The sequence below is a fragment of the Brevibacillus sp. HD3.3A genome (assembly GCF_013284375.2).
Taxonomy (GTDB): domain Bacteria; phylum Bacillota; class Bacilli; order Brevibacillales; family Brevibacillaceae; genus Brevibacillus; species Brevibacillus parabrevis.
In genome coordinates this window covers 2,990,592-3,010,630 of sequence record NZ_CP085874.1, presented here as the reverse complement: position 1 = coordinate 3,010,630, position 20,039 = coordinate 2,990,592, and the positions used below count along the sequence as shown (strand labels likewise).

At 54.4% G+C, this 20,039-nt stretch carries 6 protein-coding genes; all 6 read right to left on the bottom strand.

Translation table 11 applies throughout. From position 1 onward, the window contains the following. Positions 1-12: 12 nt before the first annotated feature. The 6 genes from HP435_RS14480 to HP435_RS14455 all read right to left on the bottom strand — a co-directional run bounded on the left by HP435_RS14480 (position 13) and on the right by HP435_RS14455 (position 20,033). Positions 13-5,448, bottom strand: coding sequence for an RHS repeat-associated core domain-containing protein (locus tag HP435_RS14480; protein ID WP_229049914.1), 5,436 nt, complete (start codon positions 5,446-5,448; stop codon positions 13-15). A 57-nt stretch (positions 5,449-5,505) separates the two neighbouring features. After that, positions 5,506-6,486 (bottom strand): RCC1 domain-containing protein, encoded by a 981-nt coding sequence (locus HP435_RS14475; protein WP_122966898.1) that lies wholly within the window; start codon positions 6,484-6,486, stop codon positions 5,506-5,508. A gap of 16 nt (positions 6,487-6,502) precedes the next feature. Then, on the bottom strand, positions 6,503-18,373 hold the full coding sequence (locus HP435_RS14470) for an Ig-like domain-containing protein (RefSeq protein ID WP_229049913.1): 11,871 nt from the start codon (positions 18,371-18,373) through the stop codon (positions 6,503-6,505). A 341-nt stretch (positions 18,374-18,714) separates the two neighbouring features. After that, entirely contained in the window at positions 18,715-18,939 is a 225-nt protein-coding gene (locus tag HP435_RS14465) for a hypothetical protein (protein WP_063230999.1), read from the bottom strand. Positions 18,940-18,942: 3 nt separating this feature from the next. Further along, entirely contained in the window at positions 18,943-19,260 is a 318-nt protein-coding gene (locus HP435_RS14460) for a heavy metal-binding domain-containing protein (RefSeq protein ID WP_122963277.1), read from the bottom strand. A gap of 8 nt (positions 19,261-19,268) precedes the next feature. After that, entirely contained in the window at positions 19,269-20,033 is a 765-nt protein-coding gene (locus HP435_RS14455; RefSeq protein WP_173598777.1) for a CPBP family intramembrane glutamic endopeptidase, read from the bottom strand. Positions 20,034-20,039 lie beyond the last annotated feature (6 nt).

Sequence of the window (20,039 nt, the reverse complement as noted above, 5' to 3'; positions counted from 1 at the left end):
ACTCCTTTTTAATTAAGTCATATTTCCAGTGTCAAGATAGTTCCCAATATAGTAGAAATTAACATAATGGTCGATCGTTATCCACATCTCCCCATCATTTGAATAGAGTAGTCTCGTTCCTGCCTGTTTATTCCTTCCCATCGTATTTACAAGTCCTACATCAGCCTCGTACCAAACCCTTCCGTTAGCTATTGGTAATACCTTGTCTCTATTTTCAAATACATCTCCACCTATCTGAGCATTCACGATATCCTTAACCCAACTTCCCACCGCTTTACCTTCTGACCATCCATATGCCTTTGCTTGATCTTTGGTAATGTAGTTAGAAGGCAGCTTCCCAGTTTCTTTTAAACTTTGAATTATTGGATTGGCATCCTGCCAAGTTTTTAATACCTCTTTATACCTCGCCAGTTGAGCCGCGCTCTTAGCATTTTTAAACCATTTTGATCCCCCATCAGGCCCTGCAACGGACCAAATTACAGCCCTCTGTGCAGCTTGCACTACATTCTCAGAAAATTTTCCGCTGGAGGAAAGGATGGTTAGAGCTTGTGTCAAATCCATATCTTGGGTACTCACGTAGATATAATGCAGTCGAGATTCGCCATCTCTCCCGCAGTTATGCGCCCCTTGACATTGAGCATGTCCACTCGGATCAATGTACTTTATTGGATTGTTACTCACATACGTATATCGATTCAAACTCAGTGGATTATCCACTTGCCCCTTAACCGTATCCTCCGATACAAACCTCCCCATCTTCGGATCATAATACCGCGCCCGCAAGTAGTAAAAACCGCTCTCCTTGTCGTACATCTCCCCCGCATACGCAAACGGATTCGGCATCGTTTCCTTGACTTTGTCCGCGAGCAGGTTGCCCCAGATGTCGTACTCATACGTATTCAGGACGTTGCCGCTTGGCCCCTTGATCTTCACGACATCGCCGTGGCTATTGTAGTAGTAAGTGCCTTCCTGGTTCGTCGTGAAGTCCTTGCGCCAGATCAGTTGGTTACCGAAGACGTTGCGGGCTTTGACCCGGCCATCTTGGGTCAATTCCTCAATCACTTGTCCGTTCAGGTACACGTAGTGGGTGGTGTCGGTTACGGTTCCGGTTTGCTGTTTGGTGGCACGCAGGCCGCCCGGGTAGTACGTGTAGGTCGTGGTTCCTTTGTCGTCCTTGTATTCGGTCAGGCGGTTGAACAGGTCGTGTTTCAGTTCGTACGAGCGCGTCGAGTCTGCTGGTGCGTTGGCGTAGGCTTGGCGGTTGCCGCGGCGGTCGTAGGCGTACTGGCGGGTGTTGCCCTGGATGGTCTCTTCCTTGATCCGGGACAGCTTGTCGTAAGCGAATGTGCCGTAGGTGGCTCCTCCGCGCTTTTGACTCGTGATGTTGCCAAACAGATCGTAGCCGTTCGTCTCGCTCCAGCCATCGGCGTGATTGATCCCGGTAATCTCCGCAAACGAGCTCATCGTTTTCTGCATCGCGTTCGGTTGGCCGGGGTACGAAACGGTGTTGGTTTCGCCGCTGCTCTTGATGTCGTACGTGTAGGTCGTGGTGCCGACGCTTGGGATGGTCACGCTGCTCAGGCGGTCGGCGCTGTCGTAGCTGTAATCGACCCGCATGGAAGGGGCCGAGCCGGATACCGCGCTGCGAGACGGGTAAATCAGCGCGTCGATGGCATCGTCCTGATCGGTGTGTACGAGCTGGTAGTCTTTTCCCATCATCGTTTGGTTGTTCAGGCGGCGGAACTCGTCGTAGCTGTAGCGGACGGTTTGGCCGTAGTTGTTGGTTTCCGTCAAAAGCGAGCCAGCGAGCGGATCGTAGGTGCGTTCTTCGTAGAAGCCATTGCCAGCAGATACTTTCGTCATTTCGTAAAACGGCGAGTATTGGTAATTGAACAGGACGCCGTTTTTGTCCTGGAAGGTTTTGACCGAGCCGTTTTTGTCGTAGGTGTACTGCTCGGCTTTGGTTTCCGGGTTCTTTTCCGATAGTTTCCAAGACAGCGTGTTATACGTGTACACGGCGGAGGTCGTGCCATTTTCGACGACGGTGACAAGGTTGCCGAGTCCGTCGTAGCCGTATTCGTTGACGTTGTTCTCCGGGTCGCGCAGGTAAACGAGCTGGCCGTTGGCATCGTAGCGCAAGGTCCAGCGTTGGGAGGTGCTGCCGTCGGTTACTTCTTTGTCCGTGACTTTTCCGAAACGGTCTGTCTGGACATTTGTGACACGGCGCTTTCCGTCTTGTTGCGCGGTTTCCTCGGTGCTCTCTACCCGGCCGTACAGGTCGCGGTAGGTGGTGACGATGTAGCCGTTTGGTGCCACCGTTTGTTCGGTCAGGCGCGGCAAGTAGCTGCTGCCGTCGCGGTAGGCGTTGTTGCGATGGGAGCGGGTCGTTCCGAGAGCGTTCGTCGTTTGGTAGACAAAGCCGTCCCAATCGTAAGCATAAGAGGTGCTCTTGGCCTGGTTTCCGTAGGGAATCGTGCGGCTGACCTGCAAACCGTCTGGCGTAAACTCGTTTTCCACGAGCGGGCGCGTGCCGCCGTTTTTCCCCTTTTGCTCCTGATAGGCGATATCGCCATACGGAGTGTAGTACGTAATAACCCGCGACGAGTCTGGCAAGGTTCGTTCGACCACCCCTGGCCCTGCTGTCTTGGTGCCCGTGGCATCGCCATCGCGGTACGTGTACGAAATCGTGCGCGTCGATCCCTGGTTCCGATAGCTCTCGGAAAGGAGGCGGCCCAGCGTGTCGTAGTCGTAGGTGACTTTGCCCCCGTCCGGGTACGTTTGGCTTTTGACCTGGCTTTGTTCATCGATGTCCAACGAGAAGGTCAGGACGTCGGTTTTGCCGCTTTCCAGCTCCACTCCAGCCACCGTGATTTGCGTTGGCTGCAAGCCGTAGGCGTCGTAGGCGGGAAACGTTTGCGTTCTCGTCTTGCCGCCGAAGTTTTCCGTGACCGAGTACAGCTGTTTGTTCGTGTATTCGTAGGTGCGCTCTGTCGTCTGGCTTTTGTACCCCGCCAGATTCGCTGGATACGAGTGGATCTCGGTTTCTTTTCGCAGCAAATACTGATCGTTGTACTCGTAGGACAGATTGGAGTAATACGGATCGCCGGAAGCGGCGGTGGCTTGCGTCCGCGTCGCCTTCAGCAAGGAAAAGGTGCGGAATCTCCCTTGGCTTTCCAGATCGTACGTCCATGTCGTCAAGATGCCGTCTGGCGCGAGTTGTTTGACCAGATGCCCGTACTCGTTGTATTCGTAGTACGTCTCTTGCGCGTAGTTGTTGAGTTTGGCGGCGTACGCGGCACGCTTGGACAGAACGGGCTCTTTTAAATAGGACGAAAACACATCCGGGTCGGACACGGAGACGGGTTCCAGAAATACGTACTGGTAGGTCGGCTTCGTTTGGCGGCCGGAATAGGCATAGGTGGTATACGTTGTCGGGTTGTACGATACGGCATATTTCGCCCCGGCAATCGACGTTCCTCCCTGGCTGATTCCGGTCGTCTTCGCGCTTCGCAGCAGCGGCGTTCCGTCTGCGTTGATGCGGTAAAACAGCGAACGGGTGTAGCGGGACGGCTCCGTTTCCGTGACCTGGAACGTATCGCCATGCCGATCGGCCATGTTTTTCAGCCGGGGCAGCTGCTCTTTCGGCATTTTCCATATTTCGTAAAAGGTGTCGTTGTCGGCATAGCTTTTTTCCAAACGGTACGTGTTCGTGCCTTTTGGCGTTTGCAGGGCGTAGCTGTACGTGACCTTGTTCACCGGGTGATAGGAGACGTAGCTGAGGGCGTAACGGTCTTGGAACATGCGCACCAGTCCGTCTTTGATCGACGTCTGGTCTAACTGGTACGGTCGGTACTCATACTGGATCGACAGCCCTTGTAGCGGGTAGCTGGCCTCCTGCATGAGCAAATAGTCGAGTTCCTTCCGCGTCTTTTTGTCTTCGGCCCAATATTTGGGCGACTCTTGGAGCGCTTGATCCGTCGCGACCTTGTCTAACGTGTACTTTTTGTTCAAGTTGAAATAGGCCATTCCTTTGGTGCGCGGGTTATGGTACGAGTAGCGGGCGGTGGTGTAGGCGCCGTTTCCTTTGCCGCCTGGCGGGAGCACCTCCACACGAGTGAGCTGGGTGTAGATGGCCAAGCCCGATTTTTGTTCCAAATGGTAGCGGATGTGCTTGAGCACCGTCGTCTCCGATTTGTCCTTGTAGACGATCAGGTCTTGGGTCCGGTCGTTGACGCCCCTTCTTTTCAGGACCACATATCGCCCGACGCTGTCCTCGATGGAGATGAGTTCGCCGTCACTACTGACCGTGTACGTGATTTTATCGCCGTAGATGTTCGATTTGACGATCGTCCCTCTCAGCAAATCAAACTCGTAAATCCAGTTGCGGAAGGACAAGGTGTAGTTGCTGTTCAGTCGCTCCACGGAGAAGCTGGCATCTTTGTACGGGTAATTGACAAACTGGTTGTAGTGGTATTCGAGCGACGTTCCGTCTTCGAGCGTAATAAAATAACGGTTGCCCGCCGGCAGATCATAGACCCGGGTCGTGTAGATTTCTTGCCCCGGGTTGCGGGAATCGTCGCTCACGGAGGCGGAGTGCTCGCGGGAGACGATCTCCAATTTCGGCACGTTGAAGTCCCAGCCGGTCGCAAATCGTTCCGGAGAGGAATGGGCTTCGTTGCCTGTCTCGGTTTCGTTCCAGCCGGGCACGCTGATTTTGCTGCCCAGAGAATGGTAGCGGCGTTGCAGGACCACGTCCAGGCCATGTTTGCCTTGCAGGTACACATCTTGCTCGACCAGATTGGCCGCCCGGTACACGTCGTCTACCGACGATTCGGTCTTGGAGCGGGCGAAGTGAAACTCCTGCTCTTTTTCCGTGTACTGCGTAGGCGGAAGCGGCGTCGCTGCCTGGATGTCCATCATTTCCGCGAGCTTGCGGATTTCCGCCATTTTCGCCGGGATAAGCGGTGTGAGCTTCTGGAGCAACTGCTGTTGGTCCGGCGTCACCGATTGATAACGGGAAAGAAGGTCCGTGTCGGTGAAGGCTTTGGCTTGCGCGCGCTCTTCTTCGGTGAGGAGCTGTTCCAGATCCGAGTAAAAATAGGCCGCGAATGTCAATAGCTCCCGGTCAAACGTGCGGTGGATTTCGCTGGCGGTGGAAGCATCCAGTTGTGTCCAGGGCAGCTTGGCGATATCCGCTTCGGTAAAGGTGGTCGGATCGCTTTTCGCGGGTTGTTGTTCGATCGGAACAAGCTGCTCGTCCGCGATGGACTGCTGGAGTTCGTTGGCCACAGCTTCCGGTGTGGATGCGGTGTTGGTAGTGTCCTGCGATTCCTGTGGGAGCGGCTCTTGGGACGGTTCGTTGGCCAGGGCTGCTCCTGGTGGCAGCAGGGTGATGCATAGGGCCAGGCAGAGAAGGTAGATGAGTGCTTTTATGGAAAGGTGTTTCATAGGGCCTCCATCATGGGTAGTAGTCCCCCCTTGGTGAGAAGGGGGGATTGGTGTTGGTTAGGGGAGTGTGATTTGGATGGGTTTGTTGCTATGAGTAGTTGTGCCGTTGCCGAGTGAGCCATAGTCACCAGATCCCCAAGCATAAATGGTTCCATCTTTTTTTCTGGCTAAGCCACGATCCGCATTAGCCCCGCTAGCAATTTCTTCAACGTCAGTTAAATCGATTACTTGCACTGGTGCGTATCTGTTTTTATTCGTACCATCACCTAATTGGCCAAAATAATTGTCTCCCCAAGCGTAAACATTTCCATCTATATCAAGGGCATAGCCGCATACACTTCCTGCCGCCACCGACACAATATTGGAAAGAGAGACTATTTTTGTTGGAGATGGTACGTTATTGGTGTGGTTTAAACCTAGTTGACCAAATTTATTTGCCCCCCATGCCCAGACAGTTCCGTCTTTTTTGACAGCAAGATTAACTCCTTGCCCCGCAGCAATATCCTTTACATCGTCGATATCTGCTACTTTAATAGGCTGCTGATAGTTGCTGTCTAAAAATGATCCCCACATCCAAACTGTCCCATCTTTTTTCAGGGCTAATCCATGAGAAGATCCGGCAGCTATCTCGACTATGTCGGTGAGACCAACTGCTTGAACTGGAGTAATACTGCTGTTTGTTGTCCCGTCCCCCAGCTGGCCTGAGCTATTATTCCCCCAGCTCCAGACTGTTCCATCAGATTTTAAAGCCATGCTATACTCACTTCCTGCTGAAATGCGCGTAACGTTTATCAATCCTTTTACCAGAACCGGCACATTCTTTCGAACCGTAGTGCCATCTCCTAGCTGACCACTAGTATTGTCCCCCCACGCCCAAACTGTTCCATCTTCCTTCAAAGCAAGAGAGTGCTTATTCCCCGCAGCACTGCTCACCATACTATCTGCTGCATGTGCAGGATTTTGTGCGAGGGCAAGAATGGTCATCGATGCTAAAAACAGATTGGTTACTCTTTTGACAATCGTGCTTCTTTTTTTCATTTTGTTTACCTCCATGCTATTGTCCATTCGTTTGAACAGGAACTAACCTGTTTATAGTTGTGCTGTCTCCCAGCTGTCCTTTGTCATTTCGGCCCCATGCCCAGGCTGTTCCATCTTCCTTGATCATCAGGGCATGATAGCTACCTGTTGACAGGCGTTTGGCTTGAGGGGCTATTTCTTTGACCTGTACAGGAATTGTGAGCATTTGGTTGTAATAACGAACCGTAATCGTCGCTGTCCCTGCTGTTCCTCCGGCTGTAATTACACCTGTCGCATTTACGGCAGCGATTTCGGGATGGCTACTTTCATACGTTGCTTGCGTCGTTACATCTTGCGAGTCGCCGCTTGCATAGGTTGCCGTTACTTTCAACGGCTTGTTTTGTTCTGGAAGCAACTGGATAGAGCTTGGGACTGCTATCAACTGGTTGGGCGTAATCACTCGTACACTTGCTACTGGCGTTGTCCGGTTTTGTGTCGTGCCGTCTCCCAGTTGTCCTTTGTCGTTTCGACCCCATGCCCAGGCTGTTCCATCTTCCTTGATCATCAGGGCGTGATAGCTACCTGTTGACAGGCGTTTGGCTTGAGGAGCTATTTCTTTGACCTGTACTGAAACCGTGAGTGTCTTGTTGTAATAACGAACTGTAATCGTTGCTGTCCCTGCTGTTCCTCCGGCTGTAATTACACCTGTCGCATTTACGGCAGCGATTTCGGGATGGCTACTTTCATACGTTGCTTGCGTCGTTACATCTTGCGAGTCGCCGCTTGCATAGGTTGCCGTTACTTTCAACGGCTTGCTTTGTGCTGGAAGCAACTGGATGGAGCTTGGGACTGCTATCAACTGGTTGGGCGTGATCACTCGTACACTTGCTACTGGCGTTGTCCGGTTTTGTGTCGTGCCGTCTCCCAGTTGTCCTTTGTCGTTTCGCCCCCATGCCCAGGCTGTTCCATCTTCCTTGATCATCAGGGCGTGATAGCTACCTGTTGACAGGCGTTTGGCTTGAGGGGCTATTTCTTTGACCTGTACTGGGACGCTTATTGTCTGGTTGTAATAGCGAACCATAATCGTTGCTGTCCCTACTGTGCCTCCGGCTGTAACTACACCTGTCGCATCTACGGCAGCGATTTCGGGATAGCTGCTTTCATACGTTGCTTGCGTTGTTACATCTTGTGAATCGCCGCTTGCATAGGTTGCCGTTACTTTCAACGGCTTGTTTTGTTCTGGAAGCAACTGGATAGAGCTTGGGACTGCTATCAACTGGTTGGGCGTAATCACTCGTACACTTGCTACTGGCGTTGTCCGGTTTTGTGTCGTGCCGTCTCCCAGTTGTCCTTTGTCGTTTCGACCCCATGCCCAGGCTGTTCCATCTTCCTTGATCATCAGGGCATGATAGCTACCTGTTGACAAGCGTTTGGCTTGAGGAGCTATTTCTTTGACCTGTACCGGGACGCTTATTGTCTGATTGTAATAGCGAACCATAATCGTTGCTGTCCCTACTGTGCCTCCGGCTGTAACTACACCTGTCGCATCTACGGCAGCGATTTCGGGATAGCTGCTTTCATACGTTGCTTGCGTTGTTACATCTTGTGAATCGCCGCTTGCATAGGTTGCCGTTACTTTCAACGGCTTGTTTTGTTCTGGAAGCAACTGGATAGAGCTTGGGACTGCTATCAACTGGTTGGGCGTAATCACTCGTACACTTGCTACTGGCGTTGTCCGGTTTTGTGTCGTGCCGTCTCCCAGTTGTCCTTTGTCGTTTCGACCCCATGCCCAGGCTGTTCCATCTTCCTTGATCATCAGGGCATGATAGCTACCTGTTGACAAGCGTTTGGCTTGAGGAGCTATTTCTTTGACCTGTACCGGGACGCTTATTGTCTGATTGTAATAGCGAACCATAATCGTTGCTGTCCCTACTGTGCCTCCGGCTGTAACTACACCTGTCGCATCTACGGCAGCGATTTCGGGATAGCTGCTTTCATACGTTGCTTGCGTTGTTACATCTTGTGAATCGCCGCTTGCATAGGTTGCCGTTACTTTCAACGGCTTGCTTTGCGCTGGAAGCAATTGGATGGAACTTGGGACTGCTACCAACTGGTTGGGCGTGATCACTCGTACACTTGCTACTGGTGTCGTCTGATTTTGTGTCGTGCCGTCTCCCAGTTGTCCTTTGTCGTTTCGACCCCATGCCCACACGATTCCGTCTTCCTTGACTATCAGGACGTGATCACTACCCGTTGACAACCTCCGTACCTTGCTACCTGGTTCCGTTCCTTCGATTACTTTCACCGCCACGCTCCGCTGCTTGCCGGAAAATGCTGCGGTAAGTGTCGCCGTTCCTGCTTTTTTAGCTGTCAGCAAACCGCCCGTACTTACGGATGCGATGGACGGGTCATCGACAGTGTACTGAGCCTTGTCGGTAATGTCGGACTCTGTTCCATCTGCGTGTACAGCCTTGACTGCGAGCTGCTTCGTCGCATGTTCCAGCAAGGTAATGGCTTCCGAAACGATCTTGATGTCCACTACCCCGTTCTCCGCCGTGACGACAACGGGTACGTTGACGCTCACGCCTTCATAGGTCACAGTGAGGCTCGTACTTCCGGCCTGGACAGCGGTGACGAGTCCGTCAGGCTGGACGGTTGCGATGGATGAATCTTGCGCCAAGTACGTAACTTGCTTGGATACGTCTTCCGTTTTGCCGTCTTGGTAGGTGGCCGTTACTTGCAAGGTTTGCGTTTTGCCTACCAAAAGATCCAGTTGGGCAGGGGTTACGGTCAGGCTCTGGACGGGCTCCCGGGCTTCGGTGATTTGAACGGGCACAGAGACGGTTTTGCCGCCAAATGTAACGGTAACTGTCGTGGAACCTACTGCTGTTCCTGTAATCAATCCAGTCGCTGAAACCGTGGCAATCGCGGGTTGGGCGATTTGGTAGGTGGCTTGGCTGGTCACATCGGTCACCTTGTTATCGCTATACGTTGCTTTGACTTCCAGTTGCTGGGTTGTACCCTTTTTCATGCTGACGGACTCTGGACGAACGGCGAGCGTCTGCAAGCTGACGACACTTCCCGTGACCGGAACCGAGATGCTCTTTCCGCCATATTGGACCGTAATTTGCGCCGTGCCTTCCGCCAGTGCTGTAACTACACCGCTGCTACTTACGGAAGCAATCGTGGCGTTGCTGCTGGTGTACGTGGCCTTTTGGGAAACATTTTCTTCCGTGCCGTCTTGGTAGGTTGCCGTTACTTGCAGGGTCTGTGCTTTTCCTATCAAAAGCTCCAGTTTGACAGGCGTTACGGTCAGACTCTGCACAGGCTCCTGAGCTTCTGTGACCTGTACAGGCACAGAGACGGTTTTACCGCCAAAAGATACGGTCATCGTCGTAGAGCCAACTGCTGTTCCTGTGATCAACCCAGTCGCTGAAACTGTGGCAATCGCGGGCTGAGCGATTTGGTACGAAGCTTGGCTGGTCACATCGGTCACCTTGTTATCGCTATACGTTGCTTTGACTTCCAGTTGCTGGGTTGCACCCTTTTTCATGCTGACGGACTCTGGACGAACCGAGATGGTCTGCAAGGTGACGACCGTTCCTGTCACCGTGACGGGAACGGACAAGCTTTTCGCTCCGTAGGTGACCTGGATGGTTGTCGTTCCGGTCGTAGTTGCCAGCACGCCTCCCATGCCATCGACCGAGGCAATCGCAGGGTTGCCGCTGGTGTATTGGGCTTTGGCCGAAACGTTTTCCTCGACTCCGTTGGAATACTGCGCGTAGATGCTCAGTTGTCCCTTGTTTCCGGCTGCCAGCGAAAGCTGCGCGGGACTGGATTTCAGCCCCAGCAAGTAAGCTCCCTGCACCGTTACTTGAGCAGAAGCGCTTTTGCCGTTATAGGAAGCCGTAATCGTCGCGGTTCCTGGGGCGATCCCGGTCACGACGCCCTGGCTGCTCACCTGCGCCACGGATGGGCTGGAGGAAGAAAAGCTGGCGACGCTGTTGATGTCTTTGCTGCTGCCATCGGTGTAGTAGGCGGTGGCGTACACGCGCTGGATTTGTCCTTCTGCCAGGGTCGTTTGCGCCGGGCTCAGGCTGATGGACGACAAAGAGATCGCCGGAGCGCTTACGGTAATCGTGAGTGTCTTCGTTTGTCCGCCATAGTACAGCCGTGCCTGGGTGGTTCCGCCGTTGACGGCGTAGACACGCCCGTTACTGATGTAGGCTACGGATGGATTTTCCACGATAACCGTCACTTGCGAGGTGACATCCACCTGACTGCCATTTTCCAGCGTCGCGGTTACCTGGATGGACGCCGAGCCGCCGGAGGACACATCCACTTTGTCCGAATCGAGCTTTAATGCGGTTGCCTTTGGCTGAGGCGAGACGGCTTGCTTGACGCTTTTGAGCAAGTTTCCGTTCTCATCGTGGGTGAAGGTGACGCTGTTGGCGCCGTTTTCCTTGATCGCCGTGATCCGGTTGTTGGCATCGTAGACGTATTCATACAGCGTGCCTCCTGCCAGTGGGGCAAAGACGGTAAACGACAGGCTAAGCGCAGTGGTGTCGTTGTTGGTCAGCCGGACGGTGTAGCTGCCGGATGCCAACTCGTACACGGCCTCGGCCTCGCTTGGCTTTTGCTTCGGACTGACGAGCGTGCCGTTGGACAGCATAGCGACCGTCGGGTATTTGCTGCTTGGATTTTTCAGTTGGACCACGGTGCGGTAGGTTCCAGGGATCAGCGCATTCATGGACAGCTCGACCGATTGCCCGGCTGGAATCGTGAGTTCCTTGGCCTGGTTGAACACAATCGCTTCTCCGCTCGCCTTGGCCAGGAGCGTCGCGTACAAGGAGCTGCGGGACTGGACGGACAGATAGTACGTTTTGCCTGCGACCAGTGCCGCGCTGACACTCCCGTTTTCACCGGAAGCGATTTGGTCCGGCGTTTGCAGAGACGCACTGCGGAACACCGCGATTTTCCCTGCGGCGAGGGAACTGGAATCGTTGGTCAACGTAAACTGGTACGTGCCGCTCGTCTTGGCGGTGAGCTTGAAATATTTCGCTTGATCCGCCGGGTAGTACATGCGAATCGGGCTGTTTTCCTGCAACAACGTGAAGTTTTCCTCCGCAGGCAGCGTCTCGACGGAGATCGAAGCCGGGTAGCTGCTGATTCCGGATGGGCTGTAGGCCCACAGCATGATCGTATAGGCGCGGCCTGGCTGGAGGCCGGAGAACGTGTAGCTAGTGACGTTCCCTACATCTCGCGCCAGAGGATGGTTATCCAGGCGGATCTGGTAGGTGCTGGCGCCAGGACTTGGGTTCCAGTACACCGTGATGGCGTTCTTGGTCGGCTCGGTCTTGACAATGACCGGCGCTCCCGGTTTCCGTTCGACGACCAGGACTCCGCTGTAAGAAGCGGCTCGACCGCTTGCGCTGCGTACATCCGTATTCGTATACGTACCTTCACCCAGCTCCTGGCCCAGCCAGCTCATACTCCAATAACCAGCTGAGCCAGTCGTGGTCGTCGTTTTCCTGGCATACGTCGCCGGGTAAATCGTTCCTGTGAGCGTGTCTCCTGCCTGCAAGCGGCTGTACGTGCCGTCCAGGGTAAACGTCTCCTTCAAGTCGATAATGCGCTTCTCTGTAGGGGTGTAGACCGCCAGATAAGGGAGGTGATCCACCAGACGAGCCGAGTAGACTTGCGGCTCCGACCAGGCTCCGCGGTTATCTTGGGCCTGCGCGGTCCAATAGATGGTCCGAAACAGCATGTCTTTGGTGATGGGAAATTGGTAGCGACTCGAGGTTCGCTTGGCCTGATTATCCTCGGGGAGGTTCTCCATTGTCTCTCCCACCTCATTCCCACCCGGCGTCCAGCCGACCCGAAGTTTCCGTGCCACCAGCTTGTCTGTAGCATCCTTTTCCACAATCGAGTAGGTGATAAGTCCGGTGTTTCCTGAGTAAATGACATCAAATTCCGTGCTCTCCATGATGGGCGCCGTATTGCCGTACAAAATCTTGAAATTCCGTTTGATCGTGGAGCCTTCCACGTACGACGGCACACCGCTAATGTTCAAAACGGTACGCAGCCGCGCTTCCACCGTAGCGTTTTTGGTAATCATGGATGTGTCCATCTCATACGAACGGGTTTTGGTAGACAGCTTCTCCTTGATCGTCGGCGTGAGTTGTCCCGATTGCGTAATATAAATCGTCAATTCCTGACTCGTTATTTTGTCCCCATACACACTGAATGGATAGTCTGGCGAGTAATCCCAGGTGAATACGATGCGATCTCCCAAATGAAACTCGGCGTTGTTCGCGGGGCTCTTCCAGGTTGCCTCGATATAGACCGGGTCTTTTTCCTTGGCCTGTGCGCGCATATCCAGGGTGAAGTCCACCTGCTGTACAGGAGACAGGCCCTGCTTCTGATCGGTGGCCCAGACTTTCAGGGAGTATACGTCGTCTGGCTGCAGGTCTTGCACCGGAGCATGGTACAAAAAGGCGGAGGCGTTTTCTGACGCCAGGAACGAAGCGATCTGGTGCACTTCCCCTTCGTCGATTTGATACCAGAGGCTGACGCGATCCCCCAGATTCGGGTCCATGACCCAACCGGAAAGGGGAATCACATCCTGTCCGTTCACCTGATCGATGACTTTTCCCGTAACGGGGGTGGTGACGTACACACGCGGCGCGGCGTTATCCGGGATGTTCGTGGAGAGATAGTCAATCTCCGGGGTCCATTTGAATGAATCCCCCACCTCGGTTTCTTTTGCCTGCGCCTGGAAATACAGCTTGTCTCCCGCCTCGACTTCCAGCTCTTGCGCTAGCTCCACCCCAACCTGATCGTTGAACGCAATGGACTGCCAGCCCGCAGACGGCCAGATTTGGGTATCGTTTTTCAAAAGGCGGAGGTTAACGCCGTCTCCTTCGTTTCCTTCGAGCATGGAAGCCCAGCCGCCGACGTGAATCTTCCCGGAACGCGGCGCTTCCCAGCGAATGACCGGATCGGAGCCGCCGATTTTCATCCACGTATTCCCGATGATCGTCTCGCCTTGCGGGCTTTTCCATTGCTCGCTTTCCTGGTTCCACACCAGTTCGGTGTAGCGCTCTTCCTTGGCCTCCAAATAGGACCAGTTGTGTTTGCCCTGTTCCTTGGAAAATTGCAGCCAGTAGCGATTTTCTTCGGTGATCGCCTCGACAATCGTTACCATTCTCTCCAAGTTGGTCTGTTTTCCGTCTTTTTCGGTAATCCGTACGGTCAGCTTGTGCGTTCCCTTTGGTTGCTCCTCTGCACGCAGCCCGTAGGAAAAGCCTGGCTTCGCGCCTTGGCTGCCCGGGTACGTGCGCAGCACATCGGGGCGCTCGGTGCCGTACAGCGCCTCGCCCAAAACGGTTTCGTCCAGCAGCACCTCGATTTTGTCCAACTCGCCCTCAGGGAGGAACCAACCCGTGACGAGGTAGTTTCCGCTGATGACTTCGTTGTCTGACGGCGTGTCGATTTCTCCACCGTGGCTCGGTCCGTCTCCTTGGACCTGCACCGGATACGTCTGCACGATTCCGGCATACGATACGCGCAGATGCGTGTTTCCTGGCATCAGGCCCGTGATCAAGCCTGTCGACGCCTCGATTTTGGTGAGGGCCGGGTTCTCAAACGCGTACGTCGCTTCGGCGGTGACGTCTTTTGTGCTGTTGTCACGATGGGTGGCGGTCAGTTGGAAGGTCACGGTCTTGTCTTTTTCCAGCGCGATCGAGGTGAGATTGGCGGTCAGTTTGGCAACGGGACCAATGACCACGTCTCTTTCCAGCACAAGGCTTTCCTGTCCCGTCTGATTCGTGGCGCGGATGGTCAGCTTGTGCGTGCCTTCGGCGAACGGAAGCGTGTCCCATTGGTAGCGGAACCCGGCGTTTGCCTGGCGGTAATGCGGATACAGCGCCGCAATATCCGGGCGAGGTTCGCCGTATTCGGCGGTGCCCACAGCTTGTCCATCCACGAGTACCTCGACTTTGGCGATGCCAGACGGGTCGAGCAGCCAGCCTTGGACGGTGGTCACGCCACCGATGACAGCGCGGTCAAATGGCAGCTCTAATTGCCCTTTTGGCTGCGTGGACCCGGCTTCTGTCTCTGTCACGGTGATCGGGATGGTAACGGATTGCCCGCCGTAGCTTGCGACTACGTTGGTCTGGCCGACTTGCAGCCCCGTTACCACACCGAGAGGGCTGATGTGGATGATCTCAGCCTTTTCTGCCGTGTACTGTGCTTCTCCTGTGATCTCTTTGGTCGTTTGCTCCGTCAGTAGCGCGGAGATGGTCAGCTTTTTGCTGGAATCTTTCGGCAAGGTGACGGTTGGCTCTTGTGGCTGCAAACGAAGGATCGGGGGTTGTTTCCCGATGACGAAGCGTTTTTCTGGCAACGGATGCGACTTGCCTTCCGGGTCAATGGCCACCACGGTAACGGTATGCTCCCCGGCTGACAGGTCGGATCCCTCCAGCGTCAGGCTGAAACCGGCGTGGCTGTTTGCATAATCCGGGTGCAGCAAGGCGATATCCGGGCGGGCGATGCCTGCTTTTGCTTCGCCTTTCTTCGTTCCGTCTACGAGAACGTCGTAACGCGTAATAGGAGTCGCTGCTAAAAACCATCCGGCGATCGTGCTTGTGCCCTCGATGACAGCTCCCTGGACGGGCGTCTCGATTTCGCCCATTGCGGACAGTGGTCCGGCTTCCGTAACGGTGATGGGGATAAGGAGGCTCTGCTGTCCGTAGGTAATGGTCAAGTTTGCCGTGCCAGGTGTAATGGCGGTGACGAGGCCATCTGTGTTTACTTTCGCTACTAACGCATTATCCACTATATAGCGAGCTAACTTGGTGACGTCATGCTCACTCTGATCTTCCAAGATCGCCTTGATCACGAGTAGATGCGTTTTTCCCTCTGCGAGGCTCAGTTCAGTGCGGTCTGCCCGCAAGCTTTTCGCTGGCAAAAGCGGAACGACGTGGATCTTTCTTTCTCCAAGCATCGTCTGCGTCCCGTCTTGACCCGTTCCGCGTACGGAAAGCGTATGCGTTCCTTCCTGGAGCTTGCCCGTATCGAGATCGAATTGATAGCCGATATCGTGATTCGGCGAGGAGACATCCGTGATCTCTACTTCTGGACGTGGTATGCCATAGGCGGCTTCTCCTTGGAGGGCACCGTCTACCAGCACTTCCACCTTGGCGACTCCGCCCGAGTGGAAATACCAGCCCGTAATCGGGTACACGCCGCTAATGGTCGCGTTGTCCGGTGGGGTATCGATGCCGCCTTGGATCAAGCCTGCCGCTTCCCGCACCGTTACGGGAACGGTCAGCACATGTTCCTGGTAGTGGACGGTGATGGTCGTTTGTCCGGCTTCTAATCCCGTGACCATTCCGCTTGGCGAAATACTGGCCACATGCGGATGTTCTGCGGTATAGGTCGCTCCTGCTGAGACCTCTTTGGTTGTTTGGTCTGCTAAAACAGCCACAACATGGATTTGCTGCGTTTTCCCGCGAGCCACCTCTACTTTTTCAGGCGCAGCCGAGATGCTTGTCGTTGGCTGTTCTTGTTCAACTAGGATAGCTCGCTCCGCCAGCACATGTTCCGTGCCGTCGTTGCTGACAGCCGTTACTTTCAATACATGCGCTCCTTCTTGCCCAGCGCTTGTCTGGAAAAGGAACTGAAAACCTGCCGCCGGATTGCGGTAGTCCGGGTAAGCTGTTTCGATGTCGCGACGGGCAAGCCCGTACTGCGCATCCCCCAGTCGTGTCCCATCCAGTTGCACTTCGATCTTCGCCACGCCTGCCGGGTCCAGATACCAGCCTTCCACCAGCACTTGACCCGCTACGGTGGCGTTGTTTGCCGGGCGCTCCACTTCCCCGCGCGCAGGGAGCGGCGTTTCTTCCTTGACTTGAACCTGTACCGGGATGACCAGCGTCTTATCTTCGTAGGTAACGGTAAGGTTTGCACTGCCGACTCCAACCGCTTGCACGACTCCCGTCTCACTCACGGTAGCGACTCCCGGGTCAGAGGAAGTATAGGTCGCCTGCTGCGTCACATCTTGGACCGAGCGATCCTCCAAAATGACGGATATCTTCAACGGGTGGCTGTCGCCCGGAGCCAGCTCCAGCTTCTGGACATCCGCCTGCAAGCCCTCCGGCAACGGCGTTTCCCCGACATAAAAAGCTCGGCCCGCGATGGTCGTTTTCTCGCCAGCCGTATTCTCAATCACAACGGCCAGTGTATGCGCTCCGCTCGCTAGTGTTTGCGTGTCCAGTTGGAACGTAAACCCTGCGTTTGGATTGCCATACGCCGGATATTTCGCGGCGATATCCGGGCGTGGCTGACCGTACTGCGCTTCTCCTGCTTCGGCTCCATCGACTAACACATGAATGCTCGCCACTCCCGCAGGGTCAAGATACCACCCTTTTCCATTCAACAGGCCGCTCGTCCATTCGCCATTTTCCGGACTATCCAGCCCTGCCAATGGACGCAGCGGTTCCGGCGGGGTCACCGTAACGGAAATCTCGAAGTGATGTCCTTCCAACTCTCCGGTTACTTTGGTTTCGCCCGGCCCGACGCCGCTTACCACGCCCGCAGCACTTACCTTGGCAATGGCCTCATCCTGCACGGCATAGCTGACCCGCTTGGTCACGTCTTGCTCCGAACCATCTGTGCGCTTGGCTGTGACTTTGAGCGGCTGGCTTTCCCCTTGTGCCAGCTTGAGTTCTGAAACAGAAGGCAAAAACGCTTCGATTTCCGCAGAACTTTCCCCTTGCCCCAGCGCCTTTTCCAAATGCACCAGCCCTTTGCCATAAAAACGGGACTCGCCCAGCGGCGTAGCGCTTTTCGTCAACAGATCGCGCAGCTCAGCGCTAGAAATGTTTCCTTTCGCCGACCAAATCACGGCCGCCGCCCCCGCTACGTGCGGAGCAGCGAGCGAAGTGCCTGATCTCGTCTGAAAATCTCCACCAGGCGCGGTACTCCGGATATCCACCCCTGGCGCCATGAGGTCCAGCTCTTTTCCGACACTGGAAAAATCGGCGCGCTGATCTTCCTGGTCAACCGCACCGACCGAAATCGTTTCCGCATACTGGGCTGGAAACAGCTCGGTTTCTTCGCCCAAGCCCCGGTTGCCCGCCGCCGCAATGACCAAAATACCGTGCTCGTTCGCCCGTTTGATCTGGTCGTGCAAGGCGCGGCTGTTCACATAACCGCCCGCGCTGATCGAGAGGATGTTCATCCGGTTTTGAATCGCCCATTCGATCCCCTGGATCATGCTGGAGTAGGTCCCGTGGCCTTTTTTGTCCAACACTTTAATCGCGTACAATTCCGCTTCCGGCGCGACGCCGACGATACCAAAATCGTTATCCCGGGCGGCGATGACTCCCGCTACAGCCGTACCGTGGCCGTGCTGGTCGCCAAAATCGTCCTCTCCTTCGATGTAGGACACACCGCCCTTGATCTCCAAGTCTGGATGAGCGGAAATTCCCGTATCCAGCACCCCGATTTTGATGCGTTGCCCTTTGTACTGCTGACTGTGCGCAGCGGCGGCACCGATATGCTCGACGCCCCACGGCACTTGCTGGCTTTGGCTCGGCGAGAGACTTGCTTCCGCCAGCTCGGTTTCGCTGTCTTCTTCGATGTAGGCGACATTTTCGTCTTCCAGCATCGCCTGTTTCTCGCTTTCGGTCAGTTCGGCGACCACGATTTGTCCGGTGAGTGGCTCCACCGATGACCGCTGGATCGCTCGGACCTTGGCGCGTTCCTGTTTTTTGAAGCCAATCAGGTACGTCTTGCTGTCCGCACTCGCCGCCGCATGCGCGGGAACGAGCTGCAAAAGCAGGAGCGACACCAGGAGGAACGCTTGGAACATACTGAATAAACGGATGAAGGCCTGGTTCATTCACGTGACTCCTTATCTAGGTTTGGTTTGTTGGTTGCGCTTGTGCATCAGCAGTCCAATGGCTCCCACTCCTTTTCGCCAATAGTTGGTTTAAATTGATAAAAAAGCAAATATAGGAAAATATTCCTGTTGCATTCAGGCGAATTATATTATTTTTAAAAATTTGGTTCAACAGGAATTTACTTAAAAGTCGTTTTTTCGACATTAATAGAATTTTTTCGACAAAAACGACTTGTAGAAAATAACCCATAAAAAAAGAAACCCCGTTTACCCACGGGGTTCCTCAACAAACCAGCCTGCAAAAAGACCGCTCTTTCCAACCGGAAATCTATCCAAACCAATCATTTCTCAATCCGGTAATACCGATCCCCTGTCTTCGGATTGTAGTAGACGCGGCGCTTTTCCTGCGAGACGGGGTCGATATTCACTTCGTTCGTCCACTCAAATCCGGGCGGGATTTCTTCTCCATGGTCTTCGTGCAGCCGCTTGTCCTTGATTTTCGACAAGATCAACAGAACGAGCAGGAGCACGACCTGAAAAATGAGGTAATAGACGAAAAAAATCATCCACTACACCTTTTCAACGACGACCGCTGTGCCGTACGCGACGACTTCGCCCATGTTCCCCATGCTTCCCGAGTCGTAGCGGAACATGACGACAGCGTTTGCTCCCATCGCGTTGGCGTTTTTGATCATGCGATCGAGCGCCTGTTTGCGCGCATCTTCCAACAGAACGGTATATTCCTTGATTTCTCCGCCGACGACAGAACGCAGCCCAGCCATGATGTCTCCGCCGATTCCTCGCGCGCGAACGATCAGGCCGAATGTCGTTCCTTTCACTTCAACGATGCGATAACCTGGAATGTTTTCGGTTGTTACTACGAGCATTTGCTTCCCTACTTTCTGCTTTTTTTGAAAATCACATGCAGCACGATATCTGCGCTGAAATGACTGATGATGGCAGCTTCCAAGCCGTATTGCCAGAACAGGCAGCCAAACAGGATGCCCATGATGCCGTTCAAAAGCAGTGTCCACAGCGTGACGACTTTGCCTTTTCCGTACGTCATGAAATTCGCCGGGAGGTGGGCGCAAGCAAAAGCGAGAGCCGCAACCCCAATGCCCAGCCAGTAGGCGGTGTCTGCAAGACCGAGCTTCTGTGCCAAAAATACGACAACCGTCATGACGCCGAGCCGCATGAGCACTTCTTCGCAGAACCCTCCGTAAAAAGACGAGAGGACACCGAGCAGCCGCGACGAGATCGGCTCCTTGCCTCTTTTCGCCATCATGTGCGGCTGGAAAAAGCAGTGGTCCAGCCATTTGACCACGAGTCCTACTGCGATGCCCGATCCAAGCGACACCGCCCAAAAGCTTTGCATGGAAAAAGGCAGCGCCGCCCCGGACGACCAGTGATCGAGCACAAACAGCCGAAGCTCAGTTGCAGGCAGGAGCCACAAGCCTGCAGCAGTCGCGATAGCGAGAATGACGCAGGTCTGAATCATCGTCAGCGCAACCATGACAGGCACTGGCGGAACCTTGCTGTTGCTGGCAGGATGCATCTCTGCTTGCAGCTGCACTTGCTGGCGAATCGTTCTGAACTGAATCGGGATGATCCCTAGAGCGCACAAGACGCTGATCACCCAGATTAGCCAAAAGTGTTCCACAGCGAT